The following is a 14,519-nucleotide window of genomic DNA, read 5'->3' as shown; positions in this document are numbered from 1 at the left end:
AATTAACCTGAATATGACAAGGATTAATATGTTTATAAAAAGTAAAATAAAAATGCTGCTAGCAGGTGCAACACTTATTGCAACAGCTACTGCCAGTGCTGCTGAAAAACCTAATATATTGTTTTTCTGGGGTGACGATATAGGCCGCACAAATATCAGTGCTTATAGTCACGGAATTATGGGTTATCAAACCCCTAATATTGACCGTATAGCGAAAGAAGGCATGATGTTCACTGACTATTATGGTGATCAAAGTTGTACGGCAGGCCGCTCAACATTCATTACAGGGCAATCAGGTTTACGTACTGGTATGACGAAAGTGGGTTTACCTGGCGCTGCTGAAGGTATTCAAGATAGAGATATCACAATTGCGGAAATGTTAAAAGCCAAAGGTTATGTCACTGGTCAATTTGGTAAAAACCATTTAGGTGATCGTGATGAACACTTACCTACTAATCATGGTTTCGATGAGTTTTTTGGTAACCTTTATCACTTAAATGCTGAAGAAGAGCCAGAAGATCCAGATTACCCAAAAGATCCAGCTTTTAAGAAAAAGTTTGGTCCTCGCGGTGTTATTCATTCATTTTCTGATGGAAAAATAAATGATACAGGCCCACTTACCAAAAAACGTATGGAAACTGCAGATGATGAGTTTGTTGCTGCAGCACAAAAGTTTGTAGAGAAAGCAGTAAAAGCTAAAAAGCCATTTTTTGTTTGGGTGAATACTGCTGGAATGCACTTTAGAACGCATATCAATCCAAAGCATGTTGGTTTATCAGGCCAAGGTTTTTATAACGACGTAATGGTCGCACATGATAATCACGTTGGCATGATGTTAGATCAATTAGACAAGCTAAAAATTGCTGACAATACCATAGTTATGTATTCAACCGACAACGGTGTTCATTACAACACATGGCCTGATGCAGGTATCACACCATTTGATGGTGAGAAAAACAGTGAAAAAGAAGGTGCCTACCGCGTACCTATGATGGTTCGCTGGCCTGGAAAAATCAAAGCTGGTACTATTTCAAACGAAATTATGGCTCACTTAGACTGGATGCCAACCCTAGCGGCAGCGACTGGCGACACGAGCTTGAAAGCCGATATGCTTAAAGGTAAACGTCGTTTTGGTGATAAACAAGGTGTTATTCATTTAGACGGTTACAATATGCTACCGCATCTAACCGGTAAAACGGATAAAGGCGCTCGTAACATATATCACTATCTAAATGACGAAGGTTTCCCTGTTGCTATTCGTGTAGGTGATTGGAAAATGGTTTATGCTGAAAACCGCGGTAAAACTATGGCATTATGGACAGAACCGTTCCAAATGTTAAGAATGCCAAAAATTCTTAACTTACGCCGTGACCCTTGGAGCAAAGCGGAAGAAAACTCTAATTCATACTACGATTGGATGATTGATAAAGCCCCATACATTTACTTAGGCTTATCTGAAACAGCTAAATTCCTGTCAACATTTAAACAGTATCCACCAAGCCAACCTACTGGTTCTTGGTCTGTTGAAGCGGTTTATGATACCTTCTTAAACAAATCTGAAGGTAAATAGCTAAACAACTTAACAGCTAAATCAAAATAGATTTATAGTATATAAAAGCCCAAACACTTGTTGTTCTGGGCTTTTTTTTTGTTACTATATAACTATATTTCCCGTATTAAATCATCGAATTGGGCCTACTTATCAAAACATTACTGCTTATCACTTCACTTCTGATATTTTCTCTTTCATTTCCAAGCACGGCAAGCGAGTTTGTAGGTAGCGAAAAGTGCACTAATTGTCATCAAAAAGAAGTTAATGCATGGCAAGGTTCACATCATGACAAAGCGATGCAACATGCTAGTGATGATTCAATATTAGCTAACTTCAATAATGTCACCTTAGTTTCTAACAATGAAACAAATACCTTTTTTCGAAAAGGGAAAGAGTTTTGGGTCAATATCAAAGGGCCTGACGGAAAATTTCACGACTATCAAATTCTATACACCTTTGGTTACCATCCATTACAACAATACATGGTGGAATTTGAAGATGGTCGTGTACAGCTGATTCCTTTTGCTTGGGATTCCAGAACAAAAGAAAAAGGCGGTCAACGTTGGTTTAATCTATACCCCGACATGACGAAAACACACCAAGAGTTTTATTGGACCAATACAGGGCAAAACTGGAACTATATGTGCGCCGATTGCCACTCAACCAATGTGACTAAAAACTTTGATGTAAAAACAGATAGCTACAACACCACGTATAGCGAAATCAATGTTGCTTGTGAAAGCTGTCATGGCGCGGCCAGTGATCATATAAAATGGACACAAGATAAATCTATCAAAAATCTTGGCTTCAATCGTGATATATCTATGTCTGTAGAACATTGGGTAGCTAAAGAAAATAAGACCACTCTCTTTCCTAAAGATATTAAACACAGCCAACAAGTATTAACCTGTGCGCAGTGCCATAGCAGACGTACTCAAATCAGTAATAAAAATTACGTTGAAGGTAATGCTTTTGGCGAACGCTACTTACTCGACTTGCTTTCCAGTGAAAACTATCATCCTGATGGACAAGTGTTCAGTGAAGATTTCGTCTATGGTTCTTTTTTACAGTCAAAGATGTACCAACAAGGTGTTGTCTGTAGCAATTGTCACGATCCACACACAGCAGAGCTAAAACTTCCTGTTGAGACCGTTTGCTTGCAATGTCATCAAAGTGACACTTATGCAGTGAAATCACACCATCAACATAACGATAACTCTGAAGGTGCTCAATGCGTTAACTGTCATATGCCTGAAAGCACATTTATGGATATAGACCCAAGACGCGATCATGGCTTTCATATTCCTCGTCCCGATCTTTCATTACAAATTGGCACACCTGATACCTGTCTAACTTGCCACAAAGACAAGGACAGCAATTGGTCATTAGATAAAGTCAATCAATGGTTCCCTAATACAAAAGAGCGATTAGAGAAACAACAAGAAAAAGATTTCGCCCGTGTCTTTGCTGCAACGAATTACTCCTTATCAAATCAGGAATGGCAAAGTGTCGCTTCTGAGCTATCAAGAATTGCACAAACAATCAGTTATGCCCCTATTATTCGTGCATCTGCCTTAACTAAAATGGCTAACTTCTCTAATACCAACACCTTAATTGCCATTTCCCGTGCCTTAAAAAATGATGATGAATTTGTCCGTTTAGGTGCAATACTGGCTTTTCAAGATAGAGGAAGCCAAGCATTACAAGGCGAGAAATGGCGTTTATTATCACCTTTGCTGTCAGATGAAGTACTTGGTATTAGAGTTTCTGCAGCCTATGAATTAGTTAGCTTATGGCCACAATTAACAACAGCCCAGCGACAGCAATTATCTCCTGTGATTGACGAATACATTCAAGCGCAAGCATTTAATGATGACAGAGCATACTCTCACTCTAATCGAGGTATTTTATACAGCTATCAAGGGAATTTTGATTTAGCGATAAAAACTTTTGAGCAAGGTATTGCTATCGAACCTAACTTTGCACAAAGCTATATCAATTTAAGCCAAGTATACCGCCAAATAGGTAACAATCAGGAAACCATGACTGTATTAAAAAGAGGTTTAAAAGCTAATCCTGACTTTGCACAAATTCCATTTGAACTAGCCATGGCATATATTAGAGCTAAAGATAAAACTTTAGCATCTCAATATTTAGCCAAAGCAACTGAACTAGCACCTGAAAACGATCATTATTTCTATGTATTAGGATTAAGCTTAGAAGAGCAAAATAAAACCAAAGCCTATAAAGCCTTATCGCAAGCATTTACACTAAGTAAAAATCCACAGCACTTATATGCTTTATGTGAGATGCAAGTAAGACATAACGCTTTTCAAGCTAAGCAATGTATAAACAAGTTAGCAAAAATGGCTCCTCAAAATGTCATAGAGCAGTTAAAGTCACAATTGAAAAAGTAAACAGCAAATCAAAGGAAAGGATATGAGCCAAAGTTTACAGTCTTTACAGCAATTAAAAAGTCAAATTCAAGCATCGGTTATTGGCCAAGAGCATGTGGTAGATGCGTTACTTATTTCCTTACTGACCAATGGTAATGTTTTGTTAGAAGGCTTACCTGGCACAGCTAAAACACGCTCTGTTAAAAGTTTAGCCAAATCACTTGATGTCACCCTTGGCCGTGTACAGTTTACGCCTGATTTATTGCCTTCAGATGTAACAGGAACTGAGGTTTACCAAGAAGTAGACGGAAAGCCTACCCTCACTTTTCAACAAGGCCCTGTATTTAATAACATTTTACTTGCTGATGAAATAAATCGCTCACCTGCTAAAGTACAAGCAGCACTGCTAGAAGCCATGGAAGAAAGGCAAATTACTGTCGCGGGTAAAACCTATAAACTACCTAAGTTATTTATGGTACTAGCAACACAAAATCCAATTGAGCAAGAAGGTACTTATCCTTTACCTGAAGCGCAAATGGATAGATTTATCATGAAAATTACGGTTGACTATCCTGATGATGATGCCGAAGCTCAAATTATTAATTTAGTGAGATCAGAAGAGAAAAGCACACAAGCCATTCAACAAATAGATCCTGAACACATTTTCACTGCTCGTGACGAAATTCACAATGTTCATATGAGTGAAGCTATGGTGGACTATATTGTTGCTATTGTCATGGCAACAAGAAAGCCTGAACGCTTCCCTGATTCGCCACTTCAACAGTGGATTGCTGTGGGCTCAAGCCCACGAGCCAGTATTTCTATCGACAAATGTGCTCGTGCTCAAGCTTGGCTTAATGGTAAGGATTATTGTGACCCGAGTGATGTCCGTGCCATTGTCCACAGTGTTTTACGCCATCGTTTAGTTTTAAGCTATGATGCCATGGCGGATGGCGTAACTGCCGATCAAGTAATTGATGAAATCATTAATCAGGTTGTCGTTGCATAAGGCTTTACACATGACTCAAAACCATGATGACTCGTTGATTTACGCTGACTTAAATGATTTGAGAAGACTGCAATTTAAATCTCGTGGTTTTTCATTTATGCCGAAACAACCAGCCAACAGTTTATTATCAGGTAAGCATGTTTCAAAATTAAGAGGTCGAGGTTTAAATTTTGAAGAGCTACGTCATTACCGCCCTGGTGATGATATTCGTGCAATGGACTGGAAAGTTACTCAACGAACTGGCAAACCACATGTAAAAGTTTATACCGAAGAAAGAGAACGTAATGTCTACTTAGCCATAGACCAACGCATCACCATGTTTTTTGGGAGTAGCCATAAAACCAAATCAGTTATCGCTGCCGAACTTGCAGCACTTATGGCATGGCGTGTTGTAGATACAGGCGATAGAATTGGCGCAATCATTTATAATGATAACGAGATAAAAGTAGTACCAGCTAAACGTGGACGCAACCATGTTATCAACGTACTTACCGAAATCATTAAAAAAAATCATCAATTAAACGTTAGTCAAAAAACACCAGCTCATGACAGTATAGCCTTTAACAAAATGCTTGATAAATTACGTATCGTTACCGGAAACAATGCCCTAGTTATCTTGATTGGTGACGGTCATGGTTGGAATGAACAAAGTACAGACTTTATCAAACAAATCCGTCAACATAATGAAATCATTGCATGTCATGTCTTCGACCCGCTTGAGCTCGATTTACCTGAAATGACACAAATGGTTGTCAGTGACGGTGAAATGCAAATTCAATTTTCATCCTCAGATAAAAACATGCAAAAAAAATATCAGGACGAAATAGCGCAACAATTAAAAACCTACGACGATACCGCAAAAAAATATCGTATCCCATTGCTCTCCATTGACACTATATCTCCTGTAGATAGCCAAGTTCGAAAAGCTTTTGGTGGACAATAACATGATAAACCAGCTTTTTAACAACACCATTAAAGCTCCGTTTGAAAAGCCTTGGGGAAATTACCTACTTGAGAACATCGTTGAAAATAAAGCACCTGAAAGTATTAGCTGGTTTCCCCAAACCCTTGGTTGGAAAATTTTAGCTATCTTTGCCGTACTCTTTATCACCTTTAAATTATATAAAGCTTACCAGAGCTACTTAAAAAACGCTTACCGACGTGAAGCATTAGCTTGGTTAGCCCATTGCCAAAAAAGTAACGACATAACTTTATATCAACAACTACCTGCCTTACTACGTAAAGCAGCATTAACCGCTTTTTCTCGTAACGAAATAAGTCGGCTAAGCGGTAATGATTGGGAAAGTTGGCTTGATCAACAATGTCAGCAAACAAGCTTTACAACCACTTGCCCAAACCAGCTACATCAGCTTGCCTTCATGCCATTAGATAGAAGCAACTTCAACACTGAGCAATATCAAACCTTAGTAGAGCAAATAAACCTATGGCTTAAACATCATAGGAGGCTCAATGAATAATATCATGGCTGTTGATTTCTCTAGTGTAGTGTTTGCTCATCCTGAGTATTTCTTTTTACTACCCCTTCCTTTACTTATTATTTGGTTAGCCCCTGTATATAAGCAAAGAAAAGCGTCGATAAAAGTTCCCTACTTTGCCCGTTTAGTGGATGTGACTGGCGAAAAACCCCAAAGCGGCGCGGTATTACTTAACAGAAACAACTTGCAGCGCTTAATTACCTTAATCGCTTGGTTGTGCATTGTGACAGCAATGGCTAAACCAGAGCACATTGGTGCTCCAATCACTCAAAGTAAGTCAGCAAGAGATTTAATGATAGCGGTAGATTTATCTGGCTCTATGTCTGTTAAAGACTTCACTTTAGCTGATAACACAAGAGTAGATAGACTAACAGCAGTGAAACAAGTATTAGGCAACTTTGCCAAAGGCAGAGAGCACGACAGGTTAGGACTTATATTATTTGGTAGTTCGCCTTATTTACAAGCTCCCTTTACTAGCGACATTAATACTTGGCTTGAATTACTTAATGAAACTCAAATAGGTATGGCGGGACCAAGCACTGCCTTTGGTGATGCAGTAGGTCTTGCAATCAGTGTATTTGAACAATCTCAAACCAAAAACCGCGTATTAATTGTGTTAACCGATGGTAATGATACTGCTTCACGTGTACCACCGGTTGAAGCCGCTAAAGTCGCAGCCGCATACGATATAAAGATTTACAGCATCGCCATTGGTGACCCAACAGCCGTAGGGGAGGAAAAAGTTGATTTAGACATATTAGCATCAATGAGTAACTTAACTGGCGGTGCTAGCTTCCAAGCACTCAACAACAAAGAGTTACAACAGGTTTATGAGCAAATTAATGCCATGGAGCCTGAGCTATTTGACTCACTATCTTTTCGCCCAAGAACGAGCATACATCATTACCCATTAATCATAATGACATTGATTTATTTAGTGTTTTTATCTTTAGTGAATTTACGCTTTTACTTTAGCCAGCGAAATAGCAAAAAAAATATGATGACTGCTGATGTTAAGGAAGCAATTAAATGAAAGAGCTAGCCGATGTCTTAAACATTGTGCAACTTCAGCACTTTCATTTTTTACGTCCATACTGGCTGTTTGCCTTTATTGCGATGTACCTTATTTTACGTTTTTTCACCCAACGTGACGACACCCTAGCACTATGGAGAAAAGTCATGTCGCCAATCATGCTTAAAACACTAACGGTTCAAGGTAATACAAACCACTGGTTGTCACCACAAAAATTATCACTTCTTATTTCATTACCGATATGTTTAGTGTTGATGGGGCCCACATGGCAACAACAACCTTCTCCATTTAGTGAAAACAATGCGCCACTCATTATCGCGCTTGATGTCTCAACAACCATGGAGCAAAGTGATATACAACCAAGTCGCTTACTAAGAGCCAAACAAAAAATACTGCAATTATTAGCAATGCGTGGCGACACTAAAACAGCGTTAGTTGCTTTTGCTGGCTCTGCTCATGTCGTAATGCCCATTACTAACGATCAACAAATGATCCAACACTTTCTAGACAGCCTTTCAAGTAAGCTCATGCCGATACAAGGTAAGCGTGTAGAGACTGTGTTACCGCTCACGCAAAGGTTACTCGCGCCTATCGACGTTCCCGGTACATTATTGGTTATTGGTGATGGCGCAAGTGAACAAAGTAGTCAGGAATTTGTACAATACTTTACCCATGATGGCGTATTAGAAAAAAACCAAGTCATTGTTTGGGCTATAGGTAAAAATGCTGATGAGCTTGATAGTGAAAGCAATATATTACCTATGCAGCTAAGCCAATTAACTTCGTTAGCTGATAGCAGTCATGGCCGCATCATTAATATGACTATCAATGATGAAGATGTCGCTCTTATCAACCGATATATAGAACACAACTTAGTGATCGTTGAAGACAAAAGTAGGCCTTGGCTTGACTCTGGCTACCCGCTAACTTTTTTAATTGCTGTTATCTTTCTCTTCTGGTTTAGAAAGGGGTGGACATTGCAATGGTAACTACATTTTTAGCTCGGTATAAAAAATGGTGTTTAGTCACATTATTCATGATGCTGGCATTATTTATCATCACTAATCCGAATAAGTTTGTTGATCTATGGTTAACTCAAGATCAGCAAGGACAACTTTTATTTAATTATGGAAATTATCAACAAGCCAGTAAAAAATTTAGCAACGTCCAATGGCAAGCTTTCAGTGCTTATGGCAGTGAAGACTTTGATACAGCTGCCATTTTATATAGCCAATTTAACAGTAAAGAAAGCTTATTAGCGCAGGCAAATGCCTTAGCTCATGGTAGACACTATGTAAAAGCACGTGATTTATATCAAACCATCATTGACGAATACCCTGATTATCAGGCTGCGACAACAAACAAAGATATAGTGCAAGCTATCATCGATGAAGTGAACCTATTATCTGCAGCTCAACAAGCAGAACAAGGTGAATCGATAAAAGACTTAAAAGATGAGCCACAAACGGGTGATGGCGATGAAAGACAAGTTGCTAAAAAGCAAGAGCAGGAACAACTTAACTCCGAGCAATTATTGCTTGATCCTAGTTTAAATGACATGTGGTTACGACAAGTACAAAAAGATCCGGCAAGATTTCTATCACAGAAATTTTATTATCAACAGCAAACCCAAAAGAAGCAACAAGGCCAAATTAAAGAAGGGGAAGCTGATGAATAACAAGCTAATGAAGAATGAGCGAACTAGCAAGCTAAACCTCATTAGCCAACACAAGTTAACTTGGCTAGCGGTATTGTTTTGTGCGTTAATACTTAGCGTTATTAGCGTTAATACCTATGCTAATGAGCAATCGACTAGTTATGCGACTAGTCTTAAAAAGCTGGTTGATGACAAGAAACTTACAATCAACACCACAATTAGGCAAGGTGAACAAGCCATTGTCGGTCAAGAGTTAGTGGTTGTTATTGAAATTGCCACAAACCGCTGGTTTGCCAAAGGCACTTCAATTAAAAGATTTGAATTAGCTGATGCCGTAGTATTGTCAGGCAATATCAATAGTATTAATGGTACTAAACGTGTTAATGGTCAAACATGGTCTACACAAACTCAAGAACTAACGCTCTATCCTACACGCCAAGGCAGTTTTACTTTACCTGAAATAGCTGTAAGTGTTTCTGTGAATACTGAAGACAACGGCACTGTGGAAGGGATTATTACCACCAAACCACAAGCCTTTAATATTTCACTACCAGAAGCACTGGCTGATATTGAGCACTTTATTGTTTCACCTCATGTTGAACTTACACTCTCTTCAACGTTCAATAATAACAATACTTATGAGCTTGGCGATGCAATAAGTTTAGAAGTAACTCTATCTGCTCAAGGGATTCCGGCTATGATGATCCCTCCCCTTACTCACCCTGATATTAAAGGGCTAAGTATTTACCAAGAAACACCAAAGGTGATGGATAAATCAAACAGAGGCGAGTTAGTAGGAATACGTACAGAATCTTTTTCCTATATTTTTGAGCAACCGGGTAACTATCAAATAGCCGAGCAAAATATCTTCTGGTGGAATACAAACTCCAATGCATTAGAAACAATCACCATTCCTTCACAATCATTTACTGTTGGCGATATAAAATATGACCAATCTTCACGAGCGGTAAAAAAATGGGCTTTTAAACCACAAAAATTTATTGAATGGATAATACTCATAATAGCTATGTTTACTAGTATTATCATCATATATCGCTATAAAGAAAAGCTCATTAGCTATTACGCTGGTATTACTCACCTTGAACAGAGAAAGGCAAAAAACGCCTTTCTAAATGCGGTTGTTCAGCAGCGTTATATTGATGCAGTGAATTTTTTATATCGCTATGCTTCGATCGTCAATGCGCAATCTCAAGCACTCACTTCAACTCACGCTGTAATGCTAAATAAGTTAGCATTTGATAAGCGCAGTACAAGCATGAAATTTGGCAAAGAAGAGGCGGTGCAGTTATTAACAGATATACATTCAGCAAAGAAGAAAAAACGTCCTTCTTTCCAAGTCACAGAAAAAATAACGCTAAATAGTAAGTGAAATACCAAATACATTTAGTTTTGGTAGGTTTTAGTGAGTTTTAGAAAGCTGAAATAAGTTATTAAAAACAAAAAACCACATTAATCGAAGATTAATGTGGTTTTATTTTCACTAAAAGTTAGTTGTTAATCGCTATTGCCATCTTCAACACGGCTTTTCAATTTTTGCCCTGGTCTAAAAGTTACAACTTTTCTGGCCGAAATTGGAATATCTTCGCCTGTTTTAGGGTTACGACCAGGACGTTCGCTCTTTTGACGCAGGTCGAAATTACCAAAACCAGAAAGCTTCACTTGTTCACCACTTTCTAAAGTTTCACGTATTTCTTCAAAAAAGATTTCAACCATTTCTTTTGCGTCGCGCTTGCTCAGCCCAACTTTCTCAAATAAATGTTCTGCTACTTCTGCTTTGGTAAGCGCCATTGCTTAGTCCCTCAGTGATGCATTCAACTCTGTTTGTAAGGAATCAACGACTCGATCAATAACATCTGTGATGTCTTTTTCTTCAAGCGTTTTCTCAATATCTTGTAATACTAGGGCAATGGCAAGACTTTTATAACCGTCTTCAACGCCTTGACCTTGGTATACATCAAACAAGTTTAGATCAATTAAATAATTTCCGCCAACCTTTTCAATAAGTTGTAACACTTTTTTTGCATCAACTTCTTCTTTTACTACAACCGCTAAGTCTCTTCGGTTTGCAGGAAAGCGAGATACAGCACTGGATTCGGGTATTTTTTGAGCTAATACTTCAGAGAGTAAAAGTTCAAAAACAAATGCTTGACCATTTAAACCTAATTTCCTAATTAATTCAGGGTGTAAGGCTCCAACATAACCAACTAGCTTTCCATTTTTAGTAATTTCAGCTGTTTGACCAGGATGTAATGCGGCAATTTCAGCTTTTGAAAATTCATAATCACTAAGACTATTTGTTAACGATAAAAGTGCTTCTACATCACCTTTAATATCATAAAAGTCAGTAGCTGCTTTTTCTACGCCCCAATGCTCATCAGCGCGATTACCACTGATAACACCAGCAATCATATTTTGCTGACGAACACCATTTTCTGCTGACTCATCAGGCACAAAACGTAATCCCGTTTCAAACAAACGGACACGATTTTGTTGACGGTTTTGGTTGTATGCCACTGACTGTAATAAACCAGTCCATAAACTTAAGCGCATCTCTGACATTTCTGATGAAATAGGATGCGGTAATGTCATAACCGATTGCTCTGGATGAATTAATGATTGTACTTTTGGATCAACAAAACTGTAAGTGATCGCTTCTTGGTAATCACGGTTAACTAAGGTTTGTTTGAGTGTAGTTAAAGAAATATTCGCTTCTTTTTGTTCAACCATTTTCAACGTGGCATTTGGCGAAATATTAGGAATATTGTTGTAGCCGAAGATACGAGCCACTTCTTCAATTAAGTCTACTTCAATTTTTATATCAAAACGGTATGCGGGTACAACAACATTCCATACTTTGTCATCGGCTTCCCCTGTTTCTGAAACATCAAAACCTAAACGAGTTAAAATTTCAGTAACAATAGCATCATCGATAATATGACCAATGCGACTATCTAATTTTGCACGACGTAAGCTAACGTCTTTAGTTTGCGGAATGTCTGCTTCAGACTTAGCTTCAACTACAGGACCTGCTTCACCACCAACAATGCTAATCAATAGCTCGGTTGCTCGTTCAATAGCATCAAACTGCAACGTTGGGTCAATACCACGCTCATAACGGTGAGATGAGTCGGTGTGTAAGCCGTATTGACGTGCTTTACCTAAGATAGCTAATGGTGCAAAAAAAGCACTTTCTAAAAAGATATCAGTTGTACTTGAGGTAACACCTGATTCTAAACCACCAAAGATACCTGCCATCGCTAATGCTTTGCCTTTACCTGAGGTGCCAGTATCAGCGATAACGAGTGTTTTCTCGTTCAACGTCACTTCATTTTCATCTAATAATGTCAGTTTTTCTTCTTTATTGGCAAAACGAACATTAATGCCGCCATCGATTTTCGATAAATCAAAAGCGTGCATTGGGTGGCCTAACTCAAGTAATACATAGTTAGTGACATCCACAACAGGGTCAATTGAACGTGTACCACAACGACGCAGTTTTTCTACCATCCATAATGGTGTTTGTGCACTTGGGTTAATGCCTTTAATGACACGACCTAAGTAACGAGGACATGCTGCACCTGCTTCAATGTTAATGGCAAGTTCATCGGTAATTGTTGCTGCAACTGGGTTAATTTGCCAATCGGTAACTTCTAGTGAATTAAGAACACCCACTTCACGTGCTAAACCTTTAATGCCTAAACAATCACCACGGTTTGCCGTTAAATCTACATCAATAGTTACATCATCTAGATCTAGATATTCACGTAAACAAGTACCTATTGGTGCATCGGCCGCTAATTCCATAATACCGTCAGAGCTTTCGCTTAAGCCGATTTCAGATTCACTACACAACATACCAAATGAAGGTACGCCACGCAGTTTAGCCTTTTTAATTTTAAAGTTACCCGGTAATACCGCACCAACCGTGGCAACAGCAACCTTTAAGCCTTGACGACAGTTTTTTGCGCCACAAACAATATCAACCAACTCACCGTCACCAAAATCACCTAAGTTAATTTTAGTCACTTGTAGTTTATCAGCATCAGGATGTGGCCCACATTCAACGACTTCACCAATAATGACACCGGTAAATTCACCCGCAACAGGGTCAACACCGTCAACTTCAAGACCGGCCATAGTAATTTGATGAGCTAATTCATCAGATGAAAGTGCAGGATTTACCCACTCACGTAACCAAGATTCACTAAATTTCATTATGAGTATTTCCTACTTAAACTGTTTTAAAAAACGAAGGTCGTTTTCAAAGAATGCACGTAAATCATTTACACCATAGCGCAGCATAGTTAAACGCTCTACGCCCATGCCAAAAGCAAAACCAGTGTAAACTTCAGGATCTATACCAACGCTTTTAAGAACGTTTGGATGCACCATGCCACAACCTAATACTTCTAACCACTTGCCATTTTTACCCATAATATCAACTTCCGCTGAAGGCTCAGTAAATGGGAAGTATGAAGGACGGAAGCGTATTTCTACTTCCTCTTCGAAAAAATGATGTAAGAAGTCATGCAAAATACCTTTTAGGTGAGTAAAGCTAACATCTTTGTCTACCATTAACCCTTCTACTTGATGAAACATAGGGGTGTGAGTTTGATCATAATCATTACGGTAAACTTTACCCGGAGAAATAATTCTTAGCGGTGGTTTCTCTACTTCCATGGTACGAATTTGTACACCAGAAGTTTGCGTACGTAATACTAATTTAGGGTTAAAATAAAAAGTATCATGATCTTGACGAGCAGGATGATGCTCAGGAATATTCAAGGCATCAAAGTTGTGATAATCATCTTCAACTTCAGGGCCTGATTTAACTGCAAAGCCTAAATCACCAAAAAAGCTTTCAATGCGCGATATAGTGCGAGATACAGGGTGTAAGCCACCTAACTCAGTACCACGACCCGATAACGTAACATCAATAGATTCAGCAGCAAGCTTCTTAGCGACTTCTTCTGCGCGTAATAATTCGCCACGTTCATTCAATAGCTTTTGCACTTTTTGCTTAGCAATATTAATGATTTGACCCATTTTAGGTTTTTCTTCTTTAGGTAATTTACCTAAACCTTTCATTTGTTCTGTGAACAAACCTTTTTTACCTAAAAAGTTAACGCGCACTTGATCAAGTGCATTCGGATCGATAGCTTCACTAATAGCAGATTCTGCCTGCGCTACGATACCATCAATAGTAGTGGTGTCTAAACTCATGATTTCCTCTAAAACGGGACTAAAAGCGAACTTTTCATTATCAAATTATTCGCTTAGTAAATAGACTTAAAAAATGGTGATGATTTTACACGAAAATTGATGCTAATGTAGGGGGAAAAGGCAGGTTTTAAG

Annotated in this window: 12 protein-coding genes; 9 read left to right on the top strand and 3 right to left on the bottom strand. The window is 38.5% G+C overall.

The window, feature by feature from the left end; genetic code table 11:
- Positions 1-28: 28 nt before the first annotated feature.
- The 9 genes from AC27GZ_RS09080 (at position 29) to AC27GZ_RS09040 (ending at position 10,533) form a co-directional block, all read left to right on the top strand.
- Entirely contained in the window at positions 29-1,570 is a 1,542-nt protein-coding gene (locus AC27GZ_RS09080; protein ID WP_487094640.1) for an arylsulfatase, read from the top strand.
- Between the two features lie 119 nt (positions 1,571-1,689).
- Positions 1,690-3,969, top strand: coding sequence for a tetratricopeptide repeat protein (locus tag AC27GZ_RS09075; RefSeq protein WP_487094639.1), 2,280 nt, complete (start codon positions 1,690-1,692; stop codon positions 3,967-3,969).
- A 22-nt stretch (positions 3,970-3,991) separates the two neighbouring features.
- Positions 3,992-4,957 (top strand): AAA family ATPase, encoded by a 966-nt coding sequence (locus AC27GZ_RS09070; RefSeq protein ID WP_487094638.1) that lies wholly within the window; start codon positions 3,992-3,994, stop codon positions 4,955-4,957.
- Between the two features lie 10 nt (positions 4,958-4,967).
- On the top strand, positions 4,968-5,900 hold the full coding sequence (locus AC27GZ_RS09065) for a DUF58 domain-containing protein (protein WP_487094637.1): 933 nt from the start codon (positions 4,968-4,970) through the stop codon (positions 5,898-5,900).
- A gap of 1 nt (position 5,901) precedes the next feature.
- The gene (locus AC27GZ_RS09060) at positions 5,902-6,435 is read left to right on the top strand and encodes a DUF4381 domain-containing protein (protein ID WP_487094636.1); all 534 of its coding nucleotides are present in this window, start codon (positions 5,902-5,904) and stop codon (positions 6,433-6,435) included.
- Positions 6,428-7,486: a vWA domain-containing protein gene (locus AC27GZ_RS09055; protein WP_487094635.1), complete on the top strand. Its 1,059-nt coding sequence runs from the start codon at positions 6,428-6,430 to the stop codon at positions 7,484-7,486. The genes AC27GZ_RS09060 and AC27GZ_RS09055 overlap by 8 nt, the downstream gene beginning before the upstream one ends.
- The gene (locus AC27GZ_RS09050; RefSeq protein WP_487094634.1) at positions 7,483-8,475 is read left to right on the top strand and encodes a vWA domain-containing protein; all 993 of its coding nucleotides are present in this window, start codon (positions 7,483-7,485) and stop codon (positions 8,473-8,475) included. Before AC27GZ_RS09055 ends, AC27GZ_RS09050 begins: the two co-directional genes overlap by 4 nt.
- Positions 8,469-9,164, top strand: coding sequence for a tetratricopeptide repeat protein (locus tag AC27GZ_RS09045; protein ID WP_487094633.1), 696 nt, complete (start codon positions 8,469-8,471; stop codon positions 9,162-9,164). Before AC27GZ_RS09050 ends, AC27GZ_RS09045 begins: the two co-directional genes overlap by 7 nt.
- Positions 9,157-10,533: a BatD family protein gene (locus AC27GZ_RS09040; RefSeq protein WP_487094632.1), complete on the top strand. Its 1,377-nt coding sequence runs from the start codon at positions 9,157-9,159 to the stop codon at positions 10,531-10,533. The genes AC27GZ_RS09045 and AC27GZ_RS09040 overlap by 8 nt, the downstream gene beginning before the upstream one ends.
- 125 nt (positions 10,534-10,658) lie before the next feature.
- On the opposite strand, the gene AC27GZ_RS09035 is transcribed toward AC27GZ_RS09040, so the two are convergent.
- The 3 genes from AC27GZ_RS09035 to pheS are packed head-to-tail and all read right to left on the bottom strand — an operon-like array spanning position 10,659 to position 14,387.
- Positions 10,659-10,952, bottom strand: coding sequence for an integration host factor subunit alpha (locus AC27GZ_RS09035; protein ID WP_487094631.1), 294 nt, complete (start codon positions 10,950-10,952; stop codon positions 10,659-10,661).
- A gap of 3 nt (positions 10,953-10,955) precedes the next feature.
- Entirely contained in the window at positions 10,956-13,379 is a 2,424-nt protein-coding gene (gene pheT, locus AC27GZ_RS09030) for a phenylalanine--tRNA ligase subunit beta (RefSeq protein WP_487094630.1), read from the bottom strand.
- Between the two features lie 12 nt (positions 13,380-13,391).
- Positions 13,392-14,387: a phenylalanine--tRNA ligase subunit alpha gene (pheS, locus tag AC27GZ_RS09025; protein WP_487094629.1), complete on the bottom strand. Its 996-nt coding sequence runs from the start codon at positions 14,385-14,387 to the stop codon at positions 13,392-13,394.
- Between the last annotated feature and the right edge of the window lie 132 nt (positions 14,388-14,519).

The sequence above is a fragment of the Colwellia sp. SU-HH00943 genome (assembly GCF_057546125.1).
Note: the sequence above shows the minus strand (reverse complement) of the source record. Positions and strands in the feature narration are given on the sequence as shown.

Coding starts and splice junctions, on each gene's coding strand:
- pheT (WP_487094630.1), bottom strand. CDS start 13,379: ATGAAATTTAGTGAATCTTGGTTACGTGAGTGGGTAAATCCTGCACTT.
- pheS (WP_487094629.1), bottom strand. CDS start 14,387: ATGAGTTTAGACACCACTACTATTGATGGTATCGTAGCGCAGGCAGAA.
- AC27GZ_RS09035 (WP_487094631.1), bottom strand. CDS start 10,952: ATGGCGCTTACCAAAGCAGAAGTAGCAGAACATTTATTTGAGAAAGTT.
- AC27GZ_RS09055 (WP_487094635.1), top strand. CDS start 6,428: ATGAATAATATCATGGCTGTTGATTTCTCTAGTGTAGTGTTTGCTCAT.
- AC27GZ_RS09065 (WP_487094637.1), top strand. CDS start 4,968: ATGACTCAAAACCATGATGACTCGTTGATTTACGCTGACTTAAATGAT.
- AC27GZ_RS09060 (WP_487094636.1), top strand. CDS start 5,902: ATGATAAACCAGCTTTTTAACAACACCATTAAAGCTCCGTTTGAAAAG.
- AC27GZ_RS09080 (WP_487094640.1), top strand. CDS start 29: ATGTTTATAAAAAGTAAAATAAAAATGCTGCTAGCAGGTGCAACACTT.
- AC27GZ_RS09070 (WP_487094638.1), top strand. CDS start 3,992: ATGAGCCAAAGTTTACAGTCTTTACAGCAATTAAAAAGTCAAATTCAA.
- AC27GZ_RS09040 (WP_487094632.1), top strand. CDS start 9,157: ATGAATAACAAGCTAATGAAGAATGAGCGAACTAGCAAGCTAAACCTC.
- AC27GZ_RS09050 (WP_487094634.1), top strand. CDS start 7,483: ATGAAAGAGCTAGCCGATGTCTTAAACATTGTGCAACTTCAGCACTTT.
- AC27GZ_RS09045 (WP_487094633.1), top strand. CDS start 8,469: ATGGTAACTACATTTTTAGCTCGGTATAAAAAATGGTGTTTAGTCACA.